23 protein-coding genes are annotated in these 24,802 nt (G+C 45.3%); 18 read left to right on the top strand and 5 right to left on the bottom strand.

Annotated features, from left to right (window positions below; translation table 11 throughout):
* Window positions 1–111: 111 nt before the first annotated feature.
* Both HPY28_RS01445 and HPY28_RS01440 read left to right on the top strand, forming a co-directional pair.
* Window positions 112–462, top strand: a complete 351-nt coding sequence (locus HPY28_RS01445) for a VOC family protein (protein ID WP_017248396.1) — start codon at window positions 112–114, stop codon at window positions 460–462.
* Window positions 463–892: 430 nt separating this feature from the next.
* Entirely contained in the window at window positions 893–1,327 is a 435-nt protein-coding gene (locus tag HPY28_RS01440) for a hypothetical protein (protein ID WP_017248397.1), read from the top strand.
* Between the two features lie 169 nt (window positions 1,328–1,496).
* On the opposite strand, the gene HPY28_RS01435 is transcribed toward HPY28_RS01440, so the two are convergent.
* A complete protein-coding gene (locus HPY28_RS01435; protein ID WP_026043077.1) occupies window positions 1,497–2,087 on the bottom strand; it encodes an NAD(P)H oxidoreductase in 591 nt (196 codons plus the stop codon).
* A 2-nt stretch (window positions 2,088–2,089) separates the two neighbouring features.
* Window positions 2,090–3,088, bottom strand: a complete 999-nt coding sequence (locus HPY28_RS01430; RefSeq protein ID WP_017248399.1) for a hypothetical protein — start codon at window positions 3,086–3,088, stop codon at window positions 2,090–2,092.
* A 167-nt stretch (window positions 3,089–3,255) separates the two neighbouring features.
* Between HPY28_RS01430 and HPY28_RS01425 the strand changes: the two genes are divergently transcribed.
* The 3 genes from HPY28_RS01425 to HPY28_RS01415 all read left to right on the top strand — a co-directional run bounded on the left by HPY28_RS01425 (window position 3,256) and on the right by HPY28_RS01415 (window position 4,835).
* The gene (locus tag HPY28_RS01425) at window positions 3,256–3,600 is read left to right on the top strand and encodes a winged helix-turn-helix transcriptional regulator (RefSeq protein WP_007721669.1); all 345 of its coding nucleotides are present in this window, start codon (window positions 3,256–3,258) and stop codon (window positions 3,598–3,600) included.
* A gap of 30 nt (window positions 3,601–3,630) precedes the next feature.
* Window positions 3,631–3,849: a hypothetical protein gene (locus HPY28_RS01420; RefSeq protein WP_174229952.1), complete on the top strand. Its 219-nt coding sequence runs from the start codon at window positions 3,631–3,633 to the stop codon at window positions 3,847–3,849.
* 491 nt (window positions 3,850–4,340) lie between these two features.
* Window positions 4,341–4,835, top strand: coding sequence for a YdhK family protein (locus HPY28_RS01415; protein ID WP_173621753.1), 495 nt, complete (start codon window positions 4,341–4,343; stop codon window positions 4,833–4,835).
* A 92-nt stretch (window positions 4,836–4,927) separates the two neighbouring features.
* Here HPY28_RS01415 and HPY28_RS01410 read toward each other — a convergent pair whose 3' ends face one another.
* The 3 genes from HPY28_RS01410 to HPY28_RS01400 form a co-directional block, all read right to left on the bottom strand.
* A complete protein-coding gene (locus HPY28_RS01410) occupies window positions 4,928–5,398 on the bottom strand; it encodes a GbsR/MarR family transcriptional regulator (RefSeq protein ID WP_173621754.1) in 471 nt (156 codons plus the stop codon).
* Window positions 5,399–5,526: 128 nt separating this feature from the next.
* Window positions 5,527–6,927 (bottom strand): M14 family zinc carboxypeptidase, encoded by a 1,401-nt coding sequence (locus tag HPY28_RS01405; RefSeq protein ID WP_371813410.1) that lies wholly within the window; start codon window positions 6,925–6,927, stop codon window positions 5,527–5,529.
* The gene (locus HPY28_RS01400) at window positions 6,911–8,104 is read right to left on the bottom strand and encodes an MFS transporter (protein WP_174229950.1); all 1,194 of its coding nucleotides are present in this window, start codon (window positions 8,102–8,104) and stop codon (window positions 6,911–6,913) included. Before HPY28_RS01400 ends, HPY28_RS01405 begins: the two co-directional genes overlap by 17 nt.
* A gap of 212 nt (window positions 8,105–8,316) precedes the next feature.
* On the opposite strand from HPY28_RS01400, the gene HPY28_RS01395 reads away from it, so the two are divergent.
* From HPY28_RS01395 to HPY28_RS01335, 13 genes are all read left to right on the top strand, one after another.
* Window positions 8,317–10,383 (top strand): sigma-54-dependent Fis family transcriptional regulator, encoded by a 2,067-nt coding sequence (locus tag HPY28_RS01395; RefSeq protein WP_174229949.1) that lies wholly within the window; start codon window positions 8,317–8,319, stop codon window positions 10,381–10,383.
* Between the two features lie 223 nt (window positions 10,384–10,606).
* Window positions 10,607–11,857, top strand: coding sequence for an MFS transporter (locus HPY28_RS01390; protein ID WP_173621756.1), 1,251 nt, complete (start codon window positions 10,607–10,609; stop codon window positions 11,855–11,857).
* A 161-nt stretch (window positions 11,858–12,018) separates the two neighbouring features.
* Complete coding sequence (locus tag HPY28_RS01385; RefSeq protein WP_174229948.1) at window positions 12,019–12,795, top strand: enoyl-CoA hydratase/isomerase family protein; 777 nt, start codon at window positions 12,019–12,021, stop codon at window positions 12,793–12,795.
* 21 nt (window positions 12,796–12,816) lie between these two features.
* A complete protein-coding gene (locus tag HPY28_RS01380) occupies window positions 12,817–13,584 on the top strand; it encodes a 3-hydroxyacyl-CoA dehydrogenase (RefSeq protein WP_174229947.1) in 768 nt (255 codons plus the stop codon).
* Between the two features lie 34 nt (window positions 13,585–13,618).
* Complete coding sequence (locus HPY28_RS01375) at window positions 13,619–14,386, top strand: electron transfer flavoprotein subunit beta/FixA family protein (RefSeq protein WP_174229946.1); 768 nt, start codon at window positions 13,619–13,621, stop codon at window positions 14,384–14,386.
* A gap of 22 nt (window positions 14,387–14,408) precedes the next feature.
* Entirely contained in the window at window positions 14,409–15,377 is a 969-nt protein-coding gene (locus tag HPY28_RS01370; protein ID WP_174229945.1) for an electron transfer flavoprotein subunit alpha/FixB family protein, read from the top strand.
* 86 nt (window positions 15,378–15,463) lie between these two features.
* Window positions 15,464–16,861: an aldehyde dehydrogenase family protein gene (locus HPY28_RS01365; protein ID WP_174229944.1), complete on the top strand. Its 1,398-nt coding sequence runs from the start codon at window positions 15,464–15,466 to the stop codon at window positions 16,859–16,861.
* Between the two features lie 32 nt (window positions 16,862–16,893).
* Window positions 16,894–18,495, top strand: a complete 1,602-nt coding sequence (locus HPY28_RS01360) for a long-chain-fatty-acid--CoA ligase (protein ID WP_174229943.1) — start codon at window positions 16,894–16,896, stop codon at window positions 18,493–18,495.
* Between the two features lie 26 nt (window positions 18,496–18,521).
* Window positions 18,522–19,565 carry a zinc-dependent alcohol dehydrogenase family protein gene (locus HPY28_RS01355; protein ID WP_174229942.1) on the top strand — a complete coding sequence of 348 codons (1,044 nt, stop codon included), beginning with the start codon at window positions 18,522–18,524 and terminating at the stop codon, window positions 19,563–19,565.
* A 139-nt stretch (window positions 19,566–19,704) separates the two neighbouring features.
* On the top strand, window positions 19,705–21,612 hold the full coding sequence (locus tag HPY28_RS01350) for an alkyl/aryl-sulfatase (RefSeq protein WP_174229941.1): 1,908 nt from the start codon (window positions 19,705–19,707) through the stop codon (window positions 21,610–21,612).
* 228 nt (window positions 21,613–21,840) lie between these two features.
* Window positions 21,841–22,257: a PaaI family thioesterase gene (locus HPY28_RS01345; protein WP_174229940.1), complete on the top strand. Its 417-nt coding sequence runs from the start codon at window positions 21,841–21,843 to the stop codon at window positions 22,255–22,257.
* The gene (locus HPY28_RS01340; protein ID WP_174229939.1) at window positions 22,254–23,435 is read left to right on the top strand and encodes a CaiB/BaiF CoA transferase family protein; all 1,182 of its coding nucleotides are present in this window, start codon (window positions 22,254–22,256) and stop codon (window positions 23,433–23,435) included. The genes HPY28_RS01345 and HPY28_RS01340 overlap by 4 nt, the downstream gene beginning before the upstream one ends.
* Window positions 23,436–23,611: 176 nt before the next feature.
* Complete coding sequence (locus HPY28_RS01335; RefSeq protein ID WP_174229938.1) at window positions 23,612–24,793, top strand: lipid-transfer protein; 1,182 nt, start codon at window positions 23,612–23,614, stop codon at window positions 24,791–24,793.
* Window positions 24,794–24,802 lie beyond the last annotated feature (9 nt).

Here is a 24,802-nt window from a genome sequence, read left to right as displayed (position 1 = left end):
GATAAGTGACGGATATTCATGACAATGATCAGCCTCGGAGCCTGTCAAGATTAGCACTTGCATGAATGTGCTACGCTTGAATTAATCTCGTGCAAAGGATGTGTGGTCATTATGAAATTGAATCACGTCAATCTTACCGTTACGGATGTTCCAGCTGCTTCTGATTTCTTGGAGAAATATTTTGGCCTGAAAAAGTTAGATACGTCGGCAGATGCCCGTGGCGATAATTTTGGGGTCCTATTTGACGATAACGGCCTGGTGTTTACCTTGATGAAGGGTGCCGAAGTCCAATATCCCAAGACATTTCATATCGGCTTCATCCAGGAGAGCGAAGAGAAAGTAAATGAAATCAATCAACGCTTAAAAGAAGATGGTTACAAAGTAGCTCCGCCAGTAAGATCGCACGGATGGACGTTTTATGTGAAAGCTCCTGGTGGCTTCACAGTTGAGGTACTTGCGTAACGCGTATACACATAGTCGAAAGCCTTCTTTTTCTCATAAGAAAAAGGGGGCTTTCTCTTTTCGTGCTCATAGATGTGATTGGCTTGAGAAATGAGAGACAAAACGCGAAAAGATGACTGTCAATGATCACCGAAATATTCGGGGGAATTTCGGGTGCGGGAAGTAATGTATCGGATCGATTGGAAGATAAATAAACGGAGAGGGGTGGCTCTCTGCGGAGACACTAGCCGAAAAAAATGCCAGAGTAACTTAAAATGATACAGTTGTATTATTTAAAATTGCGTGTTATGATGTTTTTGTAAAAAATGGAAGGAGATGGAAATTGTGTATATTTTGTAATGTTCGAATGTCGCTACCAAGTCTATTCCCCTGTCAACTTGCTTCTCTTCTGAGGGCGAGTAAAAAGAAGAGTAAGAAGGAGTGTTTTACGATGAAAAAGTTTATGACTAGTTTAGCAACACTAGCATTATTGACTTCAGCAGTTCCTGCATTTGCACAGGAGGGACAGCAAACACCTGTAACTACTGCATCCACACAATATTCGTCATCAACCATTTTATCAATATCTCCTAATGAAGACGAAAAGTATGAAGATGTGTTTCAAGATATTGGGGTGAAGTTTAATTATATTCCAGGTGTAGATAGATATAAGTGGGTTCGTTACAATATTACCGATGGATATGAGGATATGACTGGTACCTCGTACACTACTAGCTCAAAAATTTATAGTTTCAGAATTGGAAAACTATACAGATTAACTGCTTATGCTGTAGACTCAAACAATAGAATTCTCGCAGTATCAGACCCGGTGGAAATTAGAGGGGAAAAAGGTTGGGATACGGTTATTAATTTTTGGTTGAAATAGTTACCTACTTAATAGATAGACAAAAAAGCACCCACGAGGTGCTTTTTCTTTTACAAAATGAACTCATTAGGCAACGGTTCCATCCTCGCCCTTTGTCCAGTACTCCTCATCTTTGTCTGGAAAGGTCATTTTGAGAACATTAATTTGCCCACCGATAGCTCAGATAAATTTAAATAGACAGGCTCTCTTTTTTTCCAAAATGGAATCCCATGTGATAAGCACGGTCCAACAACTGCTCGAGATGCACAGGATTTTGCGCCAAGGTGTCATAAAGGAACTCAACCCTCGAATCGTCGATTCCGACGTAACTGGAGATCCCGACATTGAGGTGGTGAACCATCATTTGGTCATAATTTCTTTTTTGAAAATGATCTTCATGAGCAGCTGCGAGACCGATCCACAATGCATGCTTATGATGCAGTTTACGTGAACCATAGGCAAACCCGTTGTTCCAGACGCGATCGATATATCCTTTCAACATGGCAGGCATGCTGAACCACCAGATCGGAAAAATAAAGGCTAACGCATCGTGCTTTTTCATGCGCTCCATTTCAATCTCGACCTCTTCGGAATATTTCTTATCCCCATTGTTCCAATCTGGCTCATCTTCCTCCCATAAAACAGGATGAAACCCAATGCGATGCAAATCCAAAACTTCAACCTCATGTCCTGCATCTTTTAGTCCCTGAACGAAACGTTCTGCAACGGCAAAGGTTAAGGAATTGGTTCGTGGATGGGTAACAACTGTCAGTACTTTCATTTTCATACACCCTCCATTTCTGTAGTAATTTGTACGCCAAAATCTTTGATGCGCGCGATAGCTGTGTCGATGGGGAGGAGGGTGTCAGGCAGATAAACTCCTCCATCAGCGGGTGGATTGCCATCCCATCCGAGAATGCGCTCAATCGATAGCAAAACCCCAAGGGCTGTCATATGGGCGTGACCCTTTGGATCAGAGATGCTAATACGGTAGGAGGCGGGTTTTCCCGTTTTCAAAAATCCCTTCATCTCGATATATAAATCTTGAGATGCCGATTTACCTGCGCGTGTACCAATCGAATCGCCCAAAACAAAATCAAAGCGGACGTTCGGAGCACCTGTGATCGATGCCAAATTAGGTACATCCAAGATCGCCATCGGGAAGCCTTCCACCGAGTAATCACCAGATAATCGCACCAATCTTCCATGTTGGGTAGCATCGACCCATTTCCATTGGGCATCTTGTCGCAAGAGAGCTCGACTGATAAAGCCTTCTGACTCTTCCAGTGTTGAAGGTCCAATCAGATCGCGTTCGTCGTGGAGACTCGCCAATTCAATGGATTCCACCAGGGCAAAGTCCATAGCTGCTTGTGCCGCGACAAATGTTAGAATACCCGTCTGCGCATGACCAAGTGGGACAATAGGTCGTTTCGGTGGTGTTTGCAGGGCTGCAAATGTGAGTGTGGATAGTTCATCTGCAAGCTTCGTAATCCCAATGTGAGCAATCCCTTTTGTCAAAGCAGCTTGTAGGAGCACATCTCCAGGATCTTGCAAGGCAACGACAATCAAATCCAGCTCGCCAAGATTCTCTATCGTTTGACCGCTCGTCAAGTCAAGGTAAGCTGTCTGAGAATGGCCGAGTTCACGAGCGAGAGGAGCCCCTTTTTCCGGATTGCGACCTGCCAGTACAATCTCGACATTTTTGTTGATGCTCCGGATTAGGCGAGCGATTGCACTGCCAATGACACCGTAGCCTCCCGCGATCAGTAGGCGATTCGCCATTTTCCTTCCCTCCCGTTTTACAAGTAAGGTGCTGGTATATCCGAATCATGCACCATATAATGGAATGTGAAAAGTACGCACTTTTTTGTGCTTTCGATACCAAAAAGTAACATAGGAACAAAAAGGTTCCTGTAAAAATCGTATGAATGAGGGAGGATAGCCAATCGATGAGGCCAAAGCTCAAACATACATACCAGATTCCTTCTGAAGCAACGCTAGATGTTTTAGGTGGCAAATGGAAAACCTTGATTTTATGTCAGTTATACTACGGCCCAAAAAGAACGAGCGAATTGAAAAAACAAATGCCGGACATTAGCCAAAAAATCCTGACACAGCAGCTTCGTGAGCTGGAAGAGGACGGAATTGTCATCAGGACCGTATACAGCCAAGTACCGCCAAAGGTCGAATATGAATTGAGTGAATTGGGTGAAACGCTCAAACCAATCATGGATCTCATGTGTGAATGGGGCGAACGTTACCTTCGGGGGGAAATACCGGGGAAAGAGTCTTAAAAGCCAGTCGGTGGAAGGAGGAACAATCACGTGCATTCACCCTTGTTTCCATTTTCAGACCCTGCAAAAACGCGATTCGATACAGAGCTTTTCAAAGGATTTGACAGAAAGATCAGAAAAGAAAAGGTCGCCAGCTGCCTCATCATTCAAGACGGTTATCTTGCATACGAACAAGGACTGATTGCTGATTTAGAAACTCCTATCTATTCCTATTTTCCATTTAGAGCAAAAAACGGTCGATCCCGTTAAACGCACGATTACGCTGTTCACTTGCTGTCGATGACTCCTGGATTTGATTGGCCAGATACGAGAGGATTGGGTCTTACGGCTTGGATTGGTGGAGTGAAAGAATCGATTCAAGGAAAAGTTGGTCAGAGGACAACTTCTACCCGCTTGATTTATTCAGAAAGTACATACTTGCAGCGGAATAGAACGAAAACCAGTTCAGGACACGAGCAGGTCCATAGAACTGGTTTCTTTTTACATGAAACATTTTACTTGGACGGTTCGTCTGTATGGACAAGAGTTTTTCTGGCGCCGAAAGTATTCTCAAGGACCTACCAAGTGAGCAGAGGAAGTAATTCTATGCTCTGCTTTTACAGTTGATTGAAAACAAGGATTTGTCCATTCCGTCCAAGGATGCATTCAAGTAAAGCAACGAGCAGGATGCAAGTGGATAAGGAAGGTCTTGTGTACCCATAATACCTTTGACAGACAACTAAGAATTCGGGGTGTTTAGAATGAAAAGATGGAAACTGTTATCGCTCATGCTGGTTACCGCGATGGGGTTAAGTGCATGTGGCGGTCCTGCTGCACCGGATGTACTGGAGCAAGTAGAGATTGTACCGAAACCTACGTTTACAGTAGGGAGTGAAGTCATCTTGAAAGCAAGTCACCAACCGGGGATGCAAGGGGCAAAAGCAAAGATTGTGGGCGCTTACGACACAACGGCCTATTCAGTGACCTATACGCCTACAACGGGTGAGCCCCCTGTGAAGGGCTATAAATGGATTATTCAAGAGGAAATCAAAAACCACATCAAGCAACCGTATGATCCGGGAACGGAAGTCGTTTTGAAGGCGGATCATGTGAAAGGGATGCTCGATGCATCAGGCAAGCTTGATACGGCAAATACAACGACGGTCTATATGATCGATTACACCCCCACGACAGGGGGAGGAGAAGTGAAGAACTACAAATGGGTGACGGAAGATGAGATATCGCCTGTCAAATGATCGATGCCATCCTCTTATGAAAAAAGGCAGCCTTGGCTTTTTCAGCGCCAAAGCTGCCTTTCTACTTTTCCATTGATACGAGCTGTTTGATGTTACATGCGACGGTACTTCCACTCAGCGAGCATTTGGGTGAGAGATTCCTTGTATAGGTCAATGGCTTCTAGCGTCTCATGGAATCGCTGGATAACGAGCTCACTTTGCTTCAAGCTGTCAATTTGTATTCCTTTTTCTATGACATTCTTCAATGATAGGATTCGCTCTAAATTCTGTAAAATCTCTTCTTCAATGGCGTTTGGTGCCATGATGTAATAGCTCACACGGTCACCTGTCACACTCTTTTTTTCCGCGAATCCAAATTTTAAAAGAATGCGTATATTGGTAGACACACTTCCTAGACTGACTTGCAATGTAGTGGCAATCTGCTCGGATGAAAGTGGTTCCTGTGAGACCATCAATAGTCCAATAATCCGGCCAGCAATTCTGGATAATCCTTGATTTTCGTGATGGAGAGCCATTTCTTCAATCAATTGCATCGTTTCTGCCGTTAATTTGTCCAACTTCATGACTCCTTTTTCCTCGTTTTTCCCGATTTCCATGCTTTTGTCTATTATACTACCAATAGTCATCGCTTTCTTCAGAAAATACCAAAAGAAAATGCGCCTGCTCTGCTGACAGGCGCTCATGTCACTCATTATTTTAGTGGCGTGGCAGTGCTTTCATGGGTTTGACGAAGGTACTCCATGATCATCAAGGCAGAACCTAGCTGGACACCGCACAATTCGCGCAGTGGACGCATCGACCAGTTAAAAAAGGAGAGTAGCTCTTGCAAGCCTTGATCCAGCCATTTTTCTGAATCTGCTCGAATCTCTGAAAGGGTGATGTTGTCAGGCTGGGCGTCCAGCATGCGGATCATCATGCTGCAACAGCATAGAGAGCTCCATAGAGTGCGTAGTTTCAAGTCAAACATTTCAGCTACTGTTGCGAAGCGCGCTAAAGCTGCATCACTTTCCGCTAATTTTAAATGATGGGAGCGAGTTTCCTCCATACCGATCAGGAAATCCTCTACAGATCGCTGAAATCTGGTTGGTACCGTTATGGATGCCTGTGCGCTTTGGTATTGTTTGGATAAAAAAGCAATCTGTTCCCCTTCCAGTTTGGCTATGTCCAGCATAGCATCCTTGTAGCTATAAGTGGTTTCAGTTTTATCTCCCATCCTTGGATCCGTAAACAACGATATTTCCGAAACAAGGCAAAAGGTACGGTAACGTGACCCAGCATAATCGCGGGATGAGCCACCCATGAGGATTGCTTTCGCAGGGTCTTCTCCAGTAGGTAGGATGCTTTGGTAGTAATCGTACATGGTAGACAGCTCAGGCAGCTGATAAAAACCGTCTTGGATAGGGGGCATGAATGGTGCCTCAGGTTCGCCGATCATCAGCGGTAATTGATGATCATGGGTCAGTTTTATGATCTGTTGGCACAATGCATCGGGAAGAGGAGTCGATACATAATAAAACGTTCCGGTTTGATCGGAGCTGTGCAAGCTGTTGAGGAAATGCGGCTTGGCTTCATCAATCGCCCGCATAAATGCAACGGTTTCAGGTATGGGCTCGCTGAAGCTGAACGTTTTATACGCATACGGGAATGTCCATTCAGCTTGTTCGAGTATACCGGGACGATAGTAGCTGCGGATGTAATAATCTGGAGAAAACGGGCCACCGTACCAACCTTCATTCAGTCGGCAGCCATCTACATCGATTTCCTTGATGATATAAAAGGTATAATCCATTTGCTCTAATAGGGCAGTATCCTCACATAGCTTTTTGCTGAGATACTCTAGCGATAGAGCTCCAATCGGCTCATTTGGATGCGGACAACCGACGAACAGCGCCCGATGTTGACCATTTCCGATTCGCAGCATGAGGATGGGGTGTCCGTCAGTAGAGTGACCAACGGTACTGAGGGTAACGAGATGTGGATAGGTGGCTGCTAATTCACGGGAAGAGGTGTCCAATTCCTCAATGGTTAGAAAATGTGAGAAATCAGGCATGTCTTGCAGCAGTTTTTGAATGAAATTAGTCAAGCTCCTCACTCCTTTTGAGATGGATAAGAAAGGATGAAACAAAAGCGATTCCTGCACCTACTAGCAAAAGGGAAAAACCAGCTTGAAAGGAGTACGCCTGAATGAATGCGCCCATCGCGATTGGTGTAAAAATACTTGCCAGTTTTCCTCCGGTTAACAGAATTCCACTAGCAGTGCCCAAAGCAGCCGAGGGAATGATACGCATGGTAAGTCCAAGAATAGGTTGAGTGGTAAGGGATAGAAAAAACAAAGAGATCGACTCAAACAACAGAAACAGGTTGACATTGTCAGATAGGATCATAAGCGTAAGAAAAATCGTTGAGAACAGAAGGGACGGAATGACCATCGTTCGAAACTTTTGATGAAAGTAACGGTCAAACAACCAACCGCCTGCCAAATAGCCAAGCATCGAAATGAGAAGAGGAAGCGATGCATATAAGCCTGATTGGGTAATAGCGAGATGTTTTTCAGTTGTTAAGTAGGTAGGTACCCATGTCAAGCATCCAACCATCACGATTTGAATTCCGCAGAGCATACTTGTTAGTTTCCACAAATGCCCGTTACGTATAAGAGATAGGAAAGGGATAGGTTTCGATTTTGATACTGAGCTTGAAGGTTGTTCAATTACGAAAGGACGGGGAAGGAATATCCAGAGAATGGGGGCCAAGAGCAGGCCGATTGATGCTGTAACAAAAGTAGCTTCCTGCCATCCCAGTATCGCAATCAATGGTGCTACCAGAAAAGGGGCAAGTCCAGTCCCAATTGGTTCGGCTGATGAAACGATGGATAATGTGGTCGTACGGATGTTTGCAGGTGTTCGTTCGGCAATCGCTTTTAACATAGCAGGCATTAGTGGGGCATCGATAACCCCCAACAAAAAACGGACAACGAGTAAGGCAGCAAAACCTGTGACCGCCCCTGTAAGCGCAGTCAATATTGCCCACAGTACCAAGCTGATTACAATAATTTGCTTCGATCCTCGTTTATCAGCAATGATCCCTCCCGGAATGGTAAAAATCGCGAAGCCTAAGAAATAAACACTGACAATCGCACCTTGCTCCACTGGATTCAGCTGAAATTCCTCTCCAATAAGTGGTAGTGCCATAATGATGCTGTACGAGCCAAGAACCCCTACGAGTATAGTGAGAAACAAGAGCACAGCACTAATCGAAGCAGACTTTTTCATGTGCATCACTTCCTAAAAGATGTTATGTGTATTATCTTAATTATTTTCAGTTATTTTAGTCAATACTGAAATTACTGAAATGAGAGTCATTTGAAAAAACTCCTTAGCCAACTCTGAAACCATGTTACAATATGAAAAGGGATTTGTTTCCACTATACAAGATGTGTTAGAAATGAAAACAGCCCCTAATTATATGTATGGAGTTGAAGGAAATGCCCCAGCTTAGGGATATCATTACTCCCGTACATGAGTGTCTTTCCCCCGAACATACCTTGTCTGATGCTATTCAATTCGTACAGCGGACCAAATGGGATACGATTCCTGTTACCGATGAGCATCAAAAATTGCATGGAGTATTGACCAGAAGCAGCCTCAATCAAGCCATTCTGGATGGACAACCATTAGCGAGCGCCATTCATTCCCTCATTAAAAAAGACGTCATTTGGACTCACATTGACAGTTCAGTAGGAGACATCCAAGAAATCATTCAAAAATCAGAAGTGGGGAACATCGTCATTTTGAATGATGACCACCAAGTAACCGGAATGCTTACCAAAACGGACATCATTTTCACATTGTTTCGAGCAACGAGTTCTTTGAAGGATCAACTGGAAGAAATTCTGGTTCGATCAGAGCTCGGCGCGATCATCACGGATGATTCCGAACGGATCACTTTCGCCAATCAGAAAATTTGCAATATGATAGGGCTGACACAAGCAGAATTGCTCCAGCGTGAGGTAACTTCGCTCATTTCAGGTATTCAATTAGAGTCCATGGAGCCTTCCGATCATTATCGGCTACAACTGGGGAATAGTCACGCCGTTACTCGTATTTCTCGCTTTGGGAAAAAAGGGTGCATCCTTCTGTTTCAAGATGTATCGCAAGTGGAAAAAATGGCTCAGGAGCTACAGAGCGTAGTCAAATGGAAGAGTATTTTGCAGACGGTCATCGATAATGCGTACGAAGGTCTGATCATGATCAATGAATGGAAAGAAGTTAACTTCGTGAGTCCATCTTTACTTGAGCTTTTTGAGTTTGAAGAATCGCAAATTTTATATAAGCCAATCCATGACGTTCTTCCTCAATTGGGACTCGACCGCGTCATGAAATCAGGTCTACCAGAATATAGCGAGATGATGCAGGTAAAAGGCATCCGATATACCGTGCATCGCGTCCCCATTATGCAAGACAACGAAATCATCGGGGTTATCGGGAAAATCTCGTTCCGTGGACTGCACGAAATGAAAGAAGTCGTACGTAGACTGGAAAAGAGTGAAAAAGAAGAGAAGCAAGCCCCACAAGCGCAGCACGAGACCTCCCGATTCTCGTTTGAGCAGATTCTCACACAGGACCCTCAGATGGAGAAAATTATACGCAGCGCCATGAAGACAGCCAAAGGAAACTCGACTGTTCTGATCAGAGGCGAGAGTGGAACCGGAAAAGAGTTGTTCGCCCATGCGATTCACAGCATGAGCTGGCGTAGCAATGGCCCATTTGTAACAGTCAATTGTGCCGCGATCCCGGAGCATTTATTAGAATCAGAATTTTTTGGATATGAAGAAGGAGCCTTCTCGGGGGCAAGGCAAAAAGGGAAAAAAGGAAAGTTTGATTTGGCAAATGGGGGAACCCTGTTTCTAGATGAAGTGGGAGATATGTCGCTGCAGCTTCAGGCGAAAATGCTTCGTGTCCTCCAAGAAAAGGAATTTTACCGTGTAGGTGGAACAGAGCGTATCCAGGTCGATGTGCGCATTATAGCAGCAACGCATCGTTCCCTGGAGGAAATGGTCCGAAATGGGGAATTCCGAAACGATTTGTTTTATCGATTAAACGTCATCTCTTTTGAAATTCCGCCACTGGCGAAAAGGAAAAAAGATATTTTGTTGTTTATTCCTTTCTTCATGGAAGAATTAAATCGCCTGAACGGGACAAGCATTATCGGAATTGACCCGCTGGCGGTAAAAGCCATGATCGACTATGATTGGCCTGGCAACGTACGTGAACTTCGAAACGTAATGGAGCGCGCTATGCTGTTCAGTGAACACGGAAAAGTTGAGCTAGCGGATTTACCCGAATACATGTTGGGTCATGGAAAAAATGAAATGACCGCATTCTCATTTGATTCAGAGAGCACCCTTATGGAAAAGGCAGAAAGAGCTGCTGTACAGCAAGCGTTAGAGCAATCGGGCGGTAACAAATCCAAGGCAGCTAAATTACTGGGAGTAAGCAGATCTGTGTTATATGATCGTCTGAAAAAATACCAATTAAGTGTACAAGAGTAAATCATGGATGACTTCTGGATGAAACGGAAGTCATTTTTTTATGGCTACGTGTCTGTATTTTTTACATTTGTCTGTAAGGGGTGTTTAGTCGCCATACATAACAACATCTATCCAAACGGTAAGGAAGAATAAGAAAAGACTCATGTGTGATTGGCATAACACTTGCTTTTTCTGAATTTTGCGTCTAATTATCATTTTTACTACGAAGGAGGGGAGTTTTGGGATGAGATGGATAGTTCTAGCACTCATGTTTTTTGCCTACGTCATTAACTATGCGGATAAGGCGATCATTGGGTATGCAGCAGACCCTTTGATGAAGGAGCTTGGCTTAAATAGTGCCCAATGGGGGATGGTCGGGAGCAGTTTTTACTGGTTATTTGCGATCGCAGCTTTACTTGGAGGGACATGGTCAGATCGGATTGGCACTTCGAAAATGATCGTAGTTCTATTGCTTGCTTGGACCGTTCTGCAGTTTGGCTCCTATGCCATCATGACCTTGCCGATGCTGATCTTGTATCGGTTATTGTTGGGGGCGTTTGAAGGGCCATTTGGGCCGGTTGTGATGAGCCATGCTGCCAAATGGTTTCCTCCCGAAAAACGAGGAATAGCCTTTGCAGTCATCGTCTCTGGTGCCAGTGTTGGCGGAATTATTTCAGCGCCCATCCTTGTCGCGATGATAGAAAAGTATGGCTGGCGTTTGACCTTTGCACTCTTAGGTGTAGTGAGTCTGGTTTTGGCTTTCATCTGGTTGTTTGTTGATCGAAAAAACAAGAATCACCCGAGTAATCAAATGGCTCTATCCAAGGTGAAAAAATTGAGATGGGCAGATATTTCTCCCGTGTTGCGCAATCCAGCATGTTTTCTCACCCTTGCATTGGCGTTCTCTGCTTTTTGGCTATCCACTTGGTTGCTTATTTGGCTTCCACTGTACTTGACAAAAGTGCTGCACTTAGAGGCGATGAACATGGCTTATGCCGTCGCTGGAAGCGGTGTTGCAGCTACAGTCATGGTATTGGTACTATCATCCTTTTCCGATCATCTTTATAAGAAGTCTAAGAGCGATTTCAAATCGCGGGTTCTGGTTTCAGGGATCGTCACGCTTATTGGTGGACTATCGCTCGCCTTTATGCCGGTATTTGATTCTTTTATCTGGATATTTGTTGCTTTGTGTTTAGCAAAAACATCGAGTTACAGCATTGCTGCAGTTGGACCGCAAATACTGATTAAGCTCATGCCTGAACGAGCTGGTTTCATGACAAGTATCTATTCGTTTATTACCAATATAGCCTCCATCGTGGCTCCGCTCATAACAGGAATCTTAGTGCAAGCAGCGGGCAATAACTTTGTGCTCGGATTTCATTACTCGCTTTACGTCATCGTGGGACTCTTCATTGTAACGGGGATTCTCTTTTTGGTGTTTGTCAGGCCGGATCAACCGTCCAAAGATATTCCGCTTCAAGTGGAGTCTGTGTAGGTGTCTGAAAACAAGATAATTGCGTTGAATTACCTGTTTGAAAATCAAACAATCCGATATTTTTCGTGTTGATTTTGTATAAGGAACTACTTTTTTGGTGTTGGCATGACCTGTGCTTTCTCTTTTTACAAAACAAAATCGACAGGGAAGGAGAGACAGCGATGAGTCTGGTCAATGTTGAAAAACGGGAGAAAATCGCGATTGTCAGCATCGACAATCCACCGATGAACGCATTGAGTGCTGGGGTCAAAGAAGGATTGCGAGTCATATTCGCTGAGCTCCATGCTAGCGCCGACGTGCTGGCAATCATTTTGACAGGAGCTGGGCAAAAAGTATTTGTGGCGGGAGCCGATATCAAAGAGCTGCCAAAACGAATCGGAAATCCAAATTTGCTTCCTCAATTTATGGAGAATCACAACTTTTTTAACAGCATTGATTATTCTCCGAAACTGACGATTGCTGTTATAAATGGATACGCACTGGGAGGTGGCTGCGAGCTTGCCTTGACATGTGATCTGCGCATTGCGGAACAGCACGCATTTATTGGGGTGCCAGAAGTGAAGCTTGGGCTGCTCCCCGGGGCAGGCGGTACACAGCGTTTACCGCGCCTGATTGGAGAGGCGAAAGCAAAAGAATTGTTGTTTACAGGTGAGCATATTACCGCAGATGAAGCCATGCGGATTGGCTTGGTCAATCGTGTCGTACCCACTGGCGAGGGACTGGCAGCAGCGCTGACTCTTGCACAAAAAATTTGCCAAAACTCGCCTTCTGCTCTTCAGCATATAAAAAAAGCAGTGGATGAAGGGATGGAGCTACCTTTTCAGCAGGCACTCAAGCTAGAGGCTGAGTTATTCCAAGATTTGTTCTTGAAAGAAGACGTAAAAGAAGGCGTACAAGCGTTTTTAGAAAAAAGGAGCCCGCAATTTCAAGGGAACTAGACAATAGAGGAGAGAAGGGCAATGGATTTCAAAAACAGTGTGGTAGTAGTTACCGGCGGTGCTTCAGGTCTGGGAGAGGCTACCGTGAAAAATATCGTAGCGCATGGTGGAAAAGCACTCGTGATGGATGTCAATGATGAGAAGGGAACCCAGCTCGCAGAAGCACTAGGCGACCAGGTTCTTTATGTAAATACAAACGTCGTCGAAGAAGCGGATGTCAGGTCAGCATTAGACCAAGCGGTTGAAAAATTCGGTAAAATAACAGCGGCCGTTAACTGCGCAGGTATCGGCGGTTCACAAAAAACGTATGGAAAAAATGGTCCATTCGATCTTGTACTTTTTACCAAAATTATTCAGGTCAACTTGATCGGAACCTTCAATGTCATTCGTTTAGCGGCAGCGAAAATCAGCGAGAACGAACCGAACGAGCAAGGGGAAAGAGGGGTTATCGTCAATACGGCATCTGCTGCTGCCTTTGAAGGACAAATGGGTCAGGCTGCCTACAGTGCGTCAAAAGGCGGAGTGGTTGGGATGACGCTTCCCATTGCAAGGGATCTATCCTCGCTTGGCATTCGTGTCGTTACGATCGCGCCAGGTCTTTTTGAGACGCCGATGCTAGGCAGGGCTCCCGAGCATGTTAAGCAAGCACTAAGCGCTATGGTGCCGTTTCCTCAGCGGTTGGGTCAGCCGAATGAATTTGCCCATCTCGTTCAAAGCATTATCGAAAACCCGATGTTAAACGGGGAAGTCATCCGTTTAGATGGTGCACTGCGTATGCAGCCAAAATAATCGAAAATAAAACGAAGTCTGGAGGAGAATACAGATGAACATTTTAGTCTTGTTGAAACAAACCTTTGATACAGAAGAAAAAATCGTGATACAGAACGGTCAGATCAATGAAGAAGGCATCGAGTTTATCGTGAATCCTTATGACGAGTATGCTGTCGAGGAAGCAGTCAAGCTCAAGGAAGAAAACGGAGCAGAGGTCACCGTGATCACCGTTGGCCCAGAGCGTGCGGAGGGTGCTCTTCGAACCGCACTTGCGATGGGAGCAGATAAAGCGATACTCGTCGATCCAGGTGAAAACGAAGCGGATGAATACACCATTGCTAGTTTGATTACGGCAGCGATTAAGGATCAATCATTCGATTTGATTCTCGGGGGCAATATGTCAGTAGATACCGGGGGAGGACAGGTTGCGATTCGGGTTGCAGAGGCATTAGGTATCCCACACGTATCTACGATTACGAAGCTTACAATCGATGGCGACAAAGCAACCGTCGAAAGAGACGTAGAAGGCGATATAGAGATCATCGAAGTCGGTCTTCCACTCTTGGCAACAGCTCAGCAAGGGTTAAACGAGCCGCGCTACCCGTCTTTGCCAGGCATTATGAAAGCGAAGAAAAAGCCAATGGAGCGTTTGACTCTGGAAGATTTGGCTCTTGCAAACGATAAGAGAAAGGCCCGCACAACGATTGTCGAGCAGTATTTGCCTGCCAAGAAGCAAGCAGGTCGCCTATTGAACGGAGAAATCAAGGAACAGGTAATCGAATTGGCACAACTGCTGCGTACAGAAGCGAAGGTCATCTAAAGAAAAAAGGAGAGGATTAACCATGAGCAAAAAGGTTCTGGTGCTTACCGAAGTAAAGGATGGAAAATTACGGAATGTATCTCTCGAGGCATTAACTGTTGCGAATCAGGTCGCGGCAGGGGGAGAAGTCATCGCGGCGTTGTTCTCGCCGAATGCGGAAGCGTATGTGCAGGATGTCAGCAAATACGGAGCCAATACCTTGTATGTAACGAAAACCCAAGCGCTATCTACTGGCACTACCGAGGTGTATAGCCAAGCATTTACGCAACTCATTCATGAAGTGCAGCCAGATGTCGTCTTGGTCGGTCATACTTCATTGGGAAAAGATATCTCACCAAGAGTAGCAGCCAAATGCAGAGCGGGACTCATTTCAGATTGTACAGCTGTAGAGACAAACGGAGAGCAAATCACGTTTGTTCGTCCGATCTATGCGGGGAAAGCGTTTCAAAAAAAGAACTTCCAAGAAGGAATGGTGTTCGCAACCCTGCGTCCCAATAATTTTGAAATCATAGAGACAGCTGTGCAAACCGCGATCGTAGATTTTCAGTCAGAAATCACTGATCTTCGTACCATCATCAAAGAAGTCGTGCGAAAAACAGCAAGCGGTATCGATCTCAGCGAAGCCAAAATCATCGTCGCTGGTGGACGCGGTGTGAAAAGCGCGGAAGGCTTTCAACCCCTGCAAGAATTGGCTCAGGCACTTGGCGGTGCAGTGGGAGCGTCCCGTGGAGCTTGCGACGCTGATTACTGCGATTACTCCTTGCAGATCGGACAAACAGGAAAAGTAGTGACACCCGATCTGTATATTGCGTGCGGCATCTCAGGGGCTATTCAACACTTGGCGGGAATGTCGAACTCAAAAATTATCGTGGCCATTAACAAAGACCCGGAAGCACCGATCTTTCAAATTGCCGACTACGGAATAGTTGGAGACTTGTTTGAAGTCGTTCCACTGCTGACAGAAGAATTGAAGAAAGTTCTCGTATCATAATCCCAGGAACTGTCGGAAAAATTCCTCACCAAGATCGACATTTTGATGATGAAAATGCGTGAACGAATGATCGGAGGGCTTTCTTGATGGTTGATGGTACGGATCATATTCAACAAATATTCGAGTTACAAAAGAAACATCAGCATGTTGTCAAAAGAACCAGTGCCGCAGAACGTATACAAAAATTACAGAAACTAAAAACAATCATTCGTACGCAAACTCCTGCTATTTTACAAGCGCTTCAACAAGATTTGGAGAAGCCTTCTTTTGAGGCCGTCACAACAGAAGTGCTCGGTGTCATTCATGAGATTGATCGTTTTATCTCCAGCTTGGAACACTGGATGCAGCCTGTCGAAGTCGCTACACAAAGCATGGGAGCAACTGCGAAAATTATTTGGGAGCCAAAAGGACAGTGCCTGATTTTCTCTGCGTGGAATTTTCCATTTTACTTGCTGTTTCTTCCGTTAATTCCTGCGATTGGGGCAGGGAATGTATGTATCTTGAAGCCTTCTGAAATGGCGCCAGCAACCAGCCGACTTGCGTCGAAAATCGTTCGCGAGGTGTTCGAGGAATCTGAGGTTGCCATCTTTGAAGGGGGAGTGGATGTTTCAGAAGCTTTGCTAGCCCTTCCATTTCACCATATCTTCTTTACCGGGAGTACTTCGATTGGCAAGCATGTCATGCAGGCAGCTGCTAAACATCTGGCATCCGTAACGTTGGAGCTGGGCGGCAAATGCCCTGTGATTGTCGACGAGCATGTTGATTTAGAGAAAATGACTCCTCGCATCGCATTTGGCAAATTTGCGAATGCAGGACAAATTTGCCTTGCTCCAGACTATGTTTTTGTCAAAGAGCATCAACTTGAAGAATTTGTACAGCATGTTGAAGCGTATGTCCAACGTAGCTATTTTGAAAATGGACAGCTTACCCAAACAGATATGGCCAAAATTATTAATGAACGTAATTTGCAGCGTTTGCAAGATTTGTTGGAGGATGCTGTCTCCAGAGGGGCGAAAGTACGATTTGGTGGTACGATTGAAGATGGAAGAATTCACCCAACACTCGTAACGGACGTCCCTCTAGAAGCGAAAATCATGCAAGAAGAAATATTTGGACCGATTATGCCAGTCCTGACGTATACCGATTTGGATGAAGTGATCGAGTATATGGATTCAAAGCCCAAGCCTTTAGCTTTGTACATCTTCAGTGATCATCAACGTTTTGTGGACAATCTGCTAGCCAGAACAACTTCTGGAGGAGCAACCGTGAATGATGTCATGCGGCATATGGCGGAACCGAATCTTCCTTTTGGCGGAATCAATGAGAGCGGGATTGGACGATATACGGGTGTTTTTGGATTCAAGGAATTTTCGCACGAACGCGGTGTTCTCTTCCAAGCACCAGTGGGAAGCAATCCGATGGAGGAATTTGCACGTGCTCCCTATAAAGGAAAGCTAGAGACGTTGATGAAAAGATTGAAATAATCGGATCTGCATGATTACGTTCTTTTCGAGGGGTGAGTGGCTTGAATAAACCTTGGCTCGCATTTTATCCTCAAGAAGTTTCGCACGAAGTAGAGATTCCATCCATAACCATTTATGATGTGCTAGAACGAACGGCTCGTCTACATTCTTCTAATATCGCAATCTCTGACAGCGAGAGAGAAATCACCTATTTACAACTAAAGGAAGCGTGTGAACGAATTGCTTCTGCCCTTTATCGACGCGGTTATCGAAAGGGTGATCGCATCGGAATCATGGTTCCAAACAGCATGGAATATGGGCTATCCTTTTTTGCTATTCAGCGTTTAGGGGGAGTGGTTGTTCAGGTCAACCCGAATTTTCAGCCTGCCGAGTTGGAACATCTGCTCAAAGATTCAGAAGCGACAGGGGTCATAGCCTTTCGAGAACAGAAAGAGAAGCTGAAGAAAACCGGATTAGCTGATCAAGTGACATTCATCGCAGCAGATCGGGAGATTTTTGAGGAAGACAATCTGCATCATTGGATTCTTCATGAGAGTCCCGACCTGCCGGAAAAGGATGTACAACCTGAAGAGCTTGCTGTCCTAACGTATACAGGAGGAACCACCGGCAGATCAAAAGGCGTCATGATCACACACACAAATATGATAGCGAATCTCTATCAATCATACGAAACAAATAAGTCCGTATTAAGTAAAGCTGGTCATTGTCAGCTAGGAATTAGTCCACTCTACCACGGTATGGGGCTGTTCAGCTTCGTTCAATTTGTCAAAATGGGGGCGAAGTACGTTCCTGTCGCAAAATTTGAGATGAATCGTATTCTGGAGTTGATCCGCAAGCATCGGCCTACCTATTTTACTGGTTCGCCTACGATGTATATTGCGATCTTAAACCACCCGGACTTGCAGAAAGATGACCTTTTGTGTTTTCAAATGTGTATAGGCGGTTCAGCTCCTTTGCCTGTTGAAGTGATGAAAAATTTTGAACAAAAAACAGGCGTTCCGATTATCGAGGGTTATGGCCTTTCGGAAGCGACATGTGCAGTGATGCGCAATCCACTGATTGGGCAACGAAAAGTAGGGAGTGTTGGTCTACCGCTTCCCAATTCAGATGCAAAAATTGTAGACACAGTTACCGGAACAAAAGAGATGCCGATGGGAGAATCAGGGGAACTGATTGTAAAAGGCCCACAGGTCATGAAAGGATACTGGAAGAATCAACAAGAGACAGAGCGTACCATACGTGATGGCTGGCTGTATACAGGTGATATCGGGACCATGGACAGTGAGGGTTATTTCTATATTGTAGGACGAAAGAAAGATATGATCATCACGGGCGGCTTTAATGTATACCCGGTAGAAGTAGAAGAAGTGATTTACCAGCATCCGGCCGTGTTGGAGGCGTGCGTCTACGGTGTTCCTGATCTATATCGTGGCGAGACGATTAAGGCCGTCATTGTTCTCGGTAGACAAGCAAATGTGACGGAAGAAGATATTCAGAGCTGGTGCAGAGAACGCCTGACCAGATATAAGGTTCCTCGCTTGATCGAATTTAGGGAAGCGCTTCCAAAAACGCATGTAGGTAAAATCCTGCGTAGCAAATTGGTAGAAGAAGAACGGAACAAGCAAAATATCTGATCAATAGAAATGGGAGGTGTATGCACATGAGAGTTGCTGTTTTAGAAGCGTTTAACGAGCCTTTGGTCGTAAGGGAAATCGCCGATCCGACACTGACTCCGGATGGGGTCATCATTAAATTAGAAGCAACAGGCGTATGCCGGAGTGACTGGCATGGGTGGACAGGACATATGAGTATGATTCAATCCTTTCCGCATATTTTAGGGCACGAGATGAGTGGAGTGGTGGAAGAGGTCGGAAAAAACATACGCAATTTCAAAAAAGGTGATCGAGTGATTGTGCCATTTCATATCGGCGATGGGGTATGTCCGCATTGCGTCGCAGGTCACCACAATGTATGCGATAACCTCAAATTGGTCGGCTTCGATTTGAATGGCGGGTTTGCGCAGTATATTCATATCGGAGAGGCAGACCAAAACCTCATGCATTTACCTGAAAACATTGATTTTGTTGAAGCAAGTGCAATGGGATGTCGCTTCATGACTGCCTACCATGGAGTCATCACGCAAGGAAATGTGCGTCCTGGTGAGTGGGTAGCCGTGTATGGCGCTGGTGGTGTAGGACTATCTGCTGTTCAAATTGCTGCTGCTTCAGGAGCGAATGTCATTGCGGTGGACATCGCGGATGATAAACTGGCCTTTGCGAAAGAGCTGGGAGCAGTGGCTGTCGTAAATAGCAAGCAAGTGAACGCGCCAGAGGCTGTGCGGGAAATAACAAAGGGCGGTGCGAACGTCTCCATTGAAGCGCTCGGTATCCAGGAAACGTTTTTGAATGCTCTCCTGAGTCTCACGAAGCGAGGAAGACATGTCCAGATTGGTATGAGTTCGAATCCGAATGGAGGTCTTACTTCCGTCCCTATTAACTTTTTACTCCGGCAAGAAGCGCAGATTATTGGATCGATCGGCATGCCTTTGCCTGAATTTTCAACGATGCTTCGCTTAGTAGAAAGCGGGCGCCTTTCACCCGGGAGATTGGTAACGAAAACAATCTCCTTGGAAGAGATAAATGCATCATTCGAAGAAATGAATACGTATTCCGGTGTAGGAGTTACAGTAATTAACAAATTTTAGGATGAAGCGCCGCACTTTACGGGCCATCGCTCTTGCCGTAGTGATGGTCTTGCTGCTTTTACCAAATGCATACAACTAGGAGCTCATGGACAAAATATCCAATGAAAATTCAAAAAATAAACATTCTGGAGGTATATAAATGGCAGATTTGAAAGTCAATCAGTCATTACCTGCCACGTCTTTTACGAAAAAAGCACAGGAGGATGTTTATGCCTCTCTCCCTTTTGAAGACAAGCAAGATTTCGAGGATGCTAATAGAGGTTTCCTCGCCCCCATAGAAGCAAAAGTCATAAAAAATGAGGCTGGAAAAGTTGTTTGGGACATCGAAAAGCTCGGATTCCTTGATCAGCCTGCACCCGATACAGTCAATCCTAGCTTGTGGAGAAATTCGCAGTTACATGCGATTACAGGGTTGTTCAAGGTAGTAGAGGGCGTTTATCAAATACGTGGACAATCCATCGTCACGACCTTTTTCATCGAAGGAAAAGAGGGAGTCATTGTTGTCGATACGTTAGCCGGTGTAGAATCCATGCAAGCCGCGATGGAGTTATATTATCAGTATCGACCTAAAAAACCGGTTACCGCGATTATTATCAGCCAAAGTCATGGAGACCATTTTGCTGGTACCGAAGCAGCACTTCAGTATGCGAAAAATCCCGAAATCCCCATTATCGCACCACAACATTTTACAAAAGAAGCGTTGAGCGAAAATGTACTGCTTGGTACGATCATGGCTCGTCGTGCAGGGTTTCAATTCGGGAAAAATCTACCGGTCAACGCTACAGGAACGGTTTCTGTAGGGATTGGCCCCGTGACCAATTCGGGTAAGTTCAGCTTTGCGCTGCCTACGGTTGATATCGTAAACGAGACGCAGACCATGGAAATCGACGGAATGACCTTCGAATTTTTATTAACACCCCATACAGAAGCACCTGCAGAAATGCATTTCTATATCCGCGATTACAAAGCCTTGTTTGTCTCGGAAAATGCCAATAAATCCATGCATCAAATCTACACCGTAAGAGGAGCAAAAACACGAGATGCTTTGCTATGGGCAAACGCCCTGGATAAGACGATTGACTTGTTTGAGGCAGAAGAGGTGGATGCCCTGTTGATGATCCACGCTTGGCCTGTATGGGGCAAAGAAAACGCCATTGCCCATCTAAAAATGCAACGCGATCTGTATAAATATATGCACGATCAAACGGTGCGTTTAGCCAATCATGGTTATACGATGGATGAAATAGCAGAAACGATCAAGCTTCCAGACACACTGGATAAATACTGGGGAAATCGAGGGTACTATGGAACGCTAAAGCATAACGTAAAAGGAATCTACAACTTTTATCTCGGCTATTATAGCGCGCATCCTTCTGATCTAGATCCGCTACCACAGGTGGAAGCTGCCGAGAAATATGTGCAGTACATGGGTGGCGCAAGTAACATTTTGCAGCAGGCAAAGGCTGATTATGAAAAAGGCGAGTATCGTTGGGTCGCGCAAGTAGTAAAGCATGTGGTCATGGCTGATCCCACTCATACTGAAGCCAAAAATTTGCTGGCCAATGCGTTTGAACAATTGGGCTATCAAGCGGAATCCGCGAACTGGCGAAACATGTATTTGGTAGGAGCCGCTGAGCTGCGCAATGGGGTAAATAAGGACAATTCTCCAACTGATGTATCAGGAATCATTACCTACATGCCCATTTCGGATTTCTTAACACTGCTAGCTGTGAAACTCAACGGTCCGAAAGCAGAAGGCAAAAAGTTTACGATGAATGTAACGATCATAGATGCAGACCTATCCTTTGCCATGTACCTGGAAAATTCCGTTCTCGTGAACAAGCTAAATAAGCTGGACGCACATCCAGACGTTACGATAGGTACGGATCGAATGACCTTCTTTGCATTGATGCTTGGTCGACTTGCACTCAATCAAGCCATGGCAACCGGAAAAATAGAAGTATCCGGTGACTCGACTCCAATCAATGCGTTTATAGCATTATTGGACGAATTTGATCCATTTCCCGCTATTGTGACACCTGAATAAAAGCTCAGCGAGTTAACCCTTGAGAAATCAAGGGTTTTTACTTTGGTCGTCCAGTGTTGATGTGTATAGATTTTGTACAACTGTTCTAGATGTGTACGATTTACTTGCGCATAAAATTTATATCGCATGCATTTCATTCAAATAAGAACGGAAGGTTTCTTTGGCACGGCATTTGCAATTCAGATAAACCAACAGTGTCATAGTGCAACAGCAAAACGAGGTGAGAGTATGTCCATTACGGAACCTCCAAAACGGATACAAGCAGGATTTGAACGACATCTCGGCATTCAAATTACGCATAGGGAAGAAGGACATGTGGTAGTCGAGCTGCCAATTACATCCGAATTGTTGAACGCCGATAATTTGTTGCACGGAGGTGTCATAGCGAGCTTACTCGACCACGTGATGGGTTTGACAATCCGATCTCAGACGGAGTACAGCCTGGTAACGGTCAATTTAAACATTCATTATTTGGCCTCTGCCAAAGAGGGTGATCTCGTTGTTGGAACAGCAAAAATTCGCCATATAGGCAAAAGCCTTGCCACAGGTGAAGGAGAGGTACGAAACAGTACAGGCAAACTGCTGGCGATAGCGAGTGCTACCTTTAAGCTTTTATCTACCAATTTGAATGAGGTGAAAAAATGAGCTTGTTGCGTGGCTATAAAGTTCTCGATTTCTCAACTTTGCTGCCGGGACCTTTTGCAACGATGATGCTAGCAGATCTAGGAGCAGAAGTGCTTCGCGTAGAATCGTTTACCCGACTGGACAGTATCAGGCAAGGCAAGCAAGTAGATGGGGGTGTAACGGCAGCACATGGCTACTTGAATCGCTCGAAATCTTCCATCGCGCTTGACCTCAAAAAACAAGAAGCGGTAGATATCGTAAAAGAACTCGTGAAAGAATACGACATTGTCCTTGAGCAGTTCCGTCCAGGGGTCATGGAACGACTTGGCCTTGGATTTGAGGCACTGCGAGCGATTAATCCGCGACTGATCTACTGTTCGATCACCGGATATGGTCAGACTGGTCCGTACCATAATCGACCTGGGCATGACAACAACTACTTGTCCATTGCAGGAATCAATGAGTACTCCCGGAGAAAAGGCTCGCCTCCGTCTCCGCATGGTTTTCATATCGCAGATATTGCGGGTGGTTCGCTCCACTCCGTGATTGGGATGCTGGCTGCTTTGTTGCATCGCGAGCGGACGGGCGAAGGTCAATACATTGACGTCAGCATGACGGATGCTGCATTCGTACTGAATACGATTCATGGAGCTGGTTATCTTGCGTGCGGAGTAGAGCCTCAGGCAGAGGTCATGCGGTTAAACGGCGGGATCTTTTACGACTACTATGAAACAAAAGATGGACGGTATTTTTCTGTAGGCAGTCTCGAACCTCAATTCCGTAAGCTGCTATGCGAAGCGATAGGTGGCGCGGATCTGTTGCCATTGTCTTTCAGTGAATCTCCAGACGATGTCCAAGCTTTTAAAAATTACGTTCGTAACGCATTTCGAGCGAAAACCTTCGCGGAATGGACAGCCATTTTTCAGGAGATAGAAGCGTGTGTTGAACCCGTACTTACATTTGCAGAAGCGTGCGAGCATCCGCAATTGAAAGCACGTGAGATGATTGTGGATGTACCGAAGCCGGACGGAACCACACAGCGACAATTTGGTTTTCCGATCAAATTTTCCGCCGCCCAACCAGAATATAAGCATATCGGAAGCAAGCTCGGTGAGCATTCGATTCCCGTACTGAAATCTCTGGGTTATACCGACGAACAAATTGCAACGCTTAAAGAAAACGAGGTTTTTGCGTATTGAAAGTGTATGGATTTTATACAGTTCTATCATTATTTTTGTATTTAGCACATACACAATGAACGAAGAGGCTTTGACAGAGTCGATCATTGGCGAAAAAACGTGTTGGCACGACATTTGCTAAACCTAATAGTTGTGAAATGTGAAATGGTTAGTGATCGTCCAAAGGGGGAAGAGGCATGAGTCGAAAAACAAAAGTCATCGGTGTAAATATGGTACCGTTTACAAAGCCTGGCTCGCATGAACCGTATGAGGTGATGGCATCCAAAGCGGTCAAAGGCGCATTGGAAGATGCGGGCATTCACTATTCGGACATCCAACAAGCTTATGCGAGCTATGTATATGGAGACAGTACATGTGGTCAACGAGCTTTGTATATGGTCGGGATGACAGGAATTCCGATCATTAACGTCAACAATAACTGCTCTTCTGGTTCTACTGCGCTATTTTTGGCGAGGCAAGCAGTTGAATCGGGTATGGTAGATTGCGCACTGGCAGTTGGTTTTGAAGAAATGAAGCCAGGCGCATTGGCAAGTGTCTGGACAGATCGGACTCCTCCGTTAGGCTGGACACAAAATCGCTTAAAAGGGCTGTGGCCAGACGTGCCGGATTCCGCTTCGAATGCGATCAAGATTTTTGGTTCAGCAGGAAAGGAATACCTTGAAAAGTACGGAGCTAACCCAGACATTTTTGCCAAAGTATCCGTGAAAACGAGAAGTCACGCGATTCAAAATCCGTATTCTCTTTTTCATAAGCCGCTGACGGTGGAAGAGGTATGGAACGCCCCAGCCTTAATGCCTCATTTGACACGTCTGATGGCTTGCCCTCCAACCTGCGGAGCAGCGGCAGCGATTGTATGCAGTGAAGCCTTCGCGATCAAGCACGGGATTACGAATGCCGTAGAAATTGTGGGTCAGGCGCTCACAACAGATACCGATGTTACACATGAATCTATCCTCAATCTAGTTGGTGCTGATATGACCCGACGTGCAGCGGAACAAGTCTATGAAATGGCCGGGATCGGTCCGGATGAGGTCAACGTGGTAGAGCTACACGATTGCTTCACTCCCAATGAGGTCATCACTTATGAAGGCTTGGGCTTGTGTGAAGAAGGCGGGGCCGAGAAGTTCATCCACGATGGCAATAACACATACGGGGGAACCTACGTTGTCAATCCATCTGGTGGTTTAATGTCAAAAGGTCATCCGCTGGGAGCAACCGGTCTCGCACAATGCACAGAGCTGGTCTGGCAGTTGCGAGGTCAGGCAGACAAACGGCAGGTAGAAGGGGCCCGCGTCGCTCTCCAACATAACTTGGGCCTTGGCGGAGCTTGTGTCGTTACGATGTATCGTTTCGGCTAATCCATACAA

The sequence above is a fragment of the Brevibacillus sp. HB1.2 genome, assembly GCF_013332495.1.
In the GTDB taxonomy this organism is placed as follows: domain Bacteria; phylum Bacillota; class Bacilli; order Brevibacillales; family Brevibacillaceae; genus Brevibacillus; species Brevibacillus porteri.
This window is presented reverse-complemented; position numbering and strand designations above follow the sequence as displayed.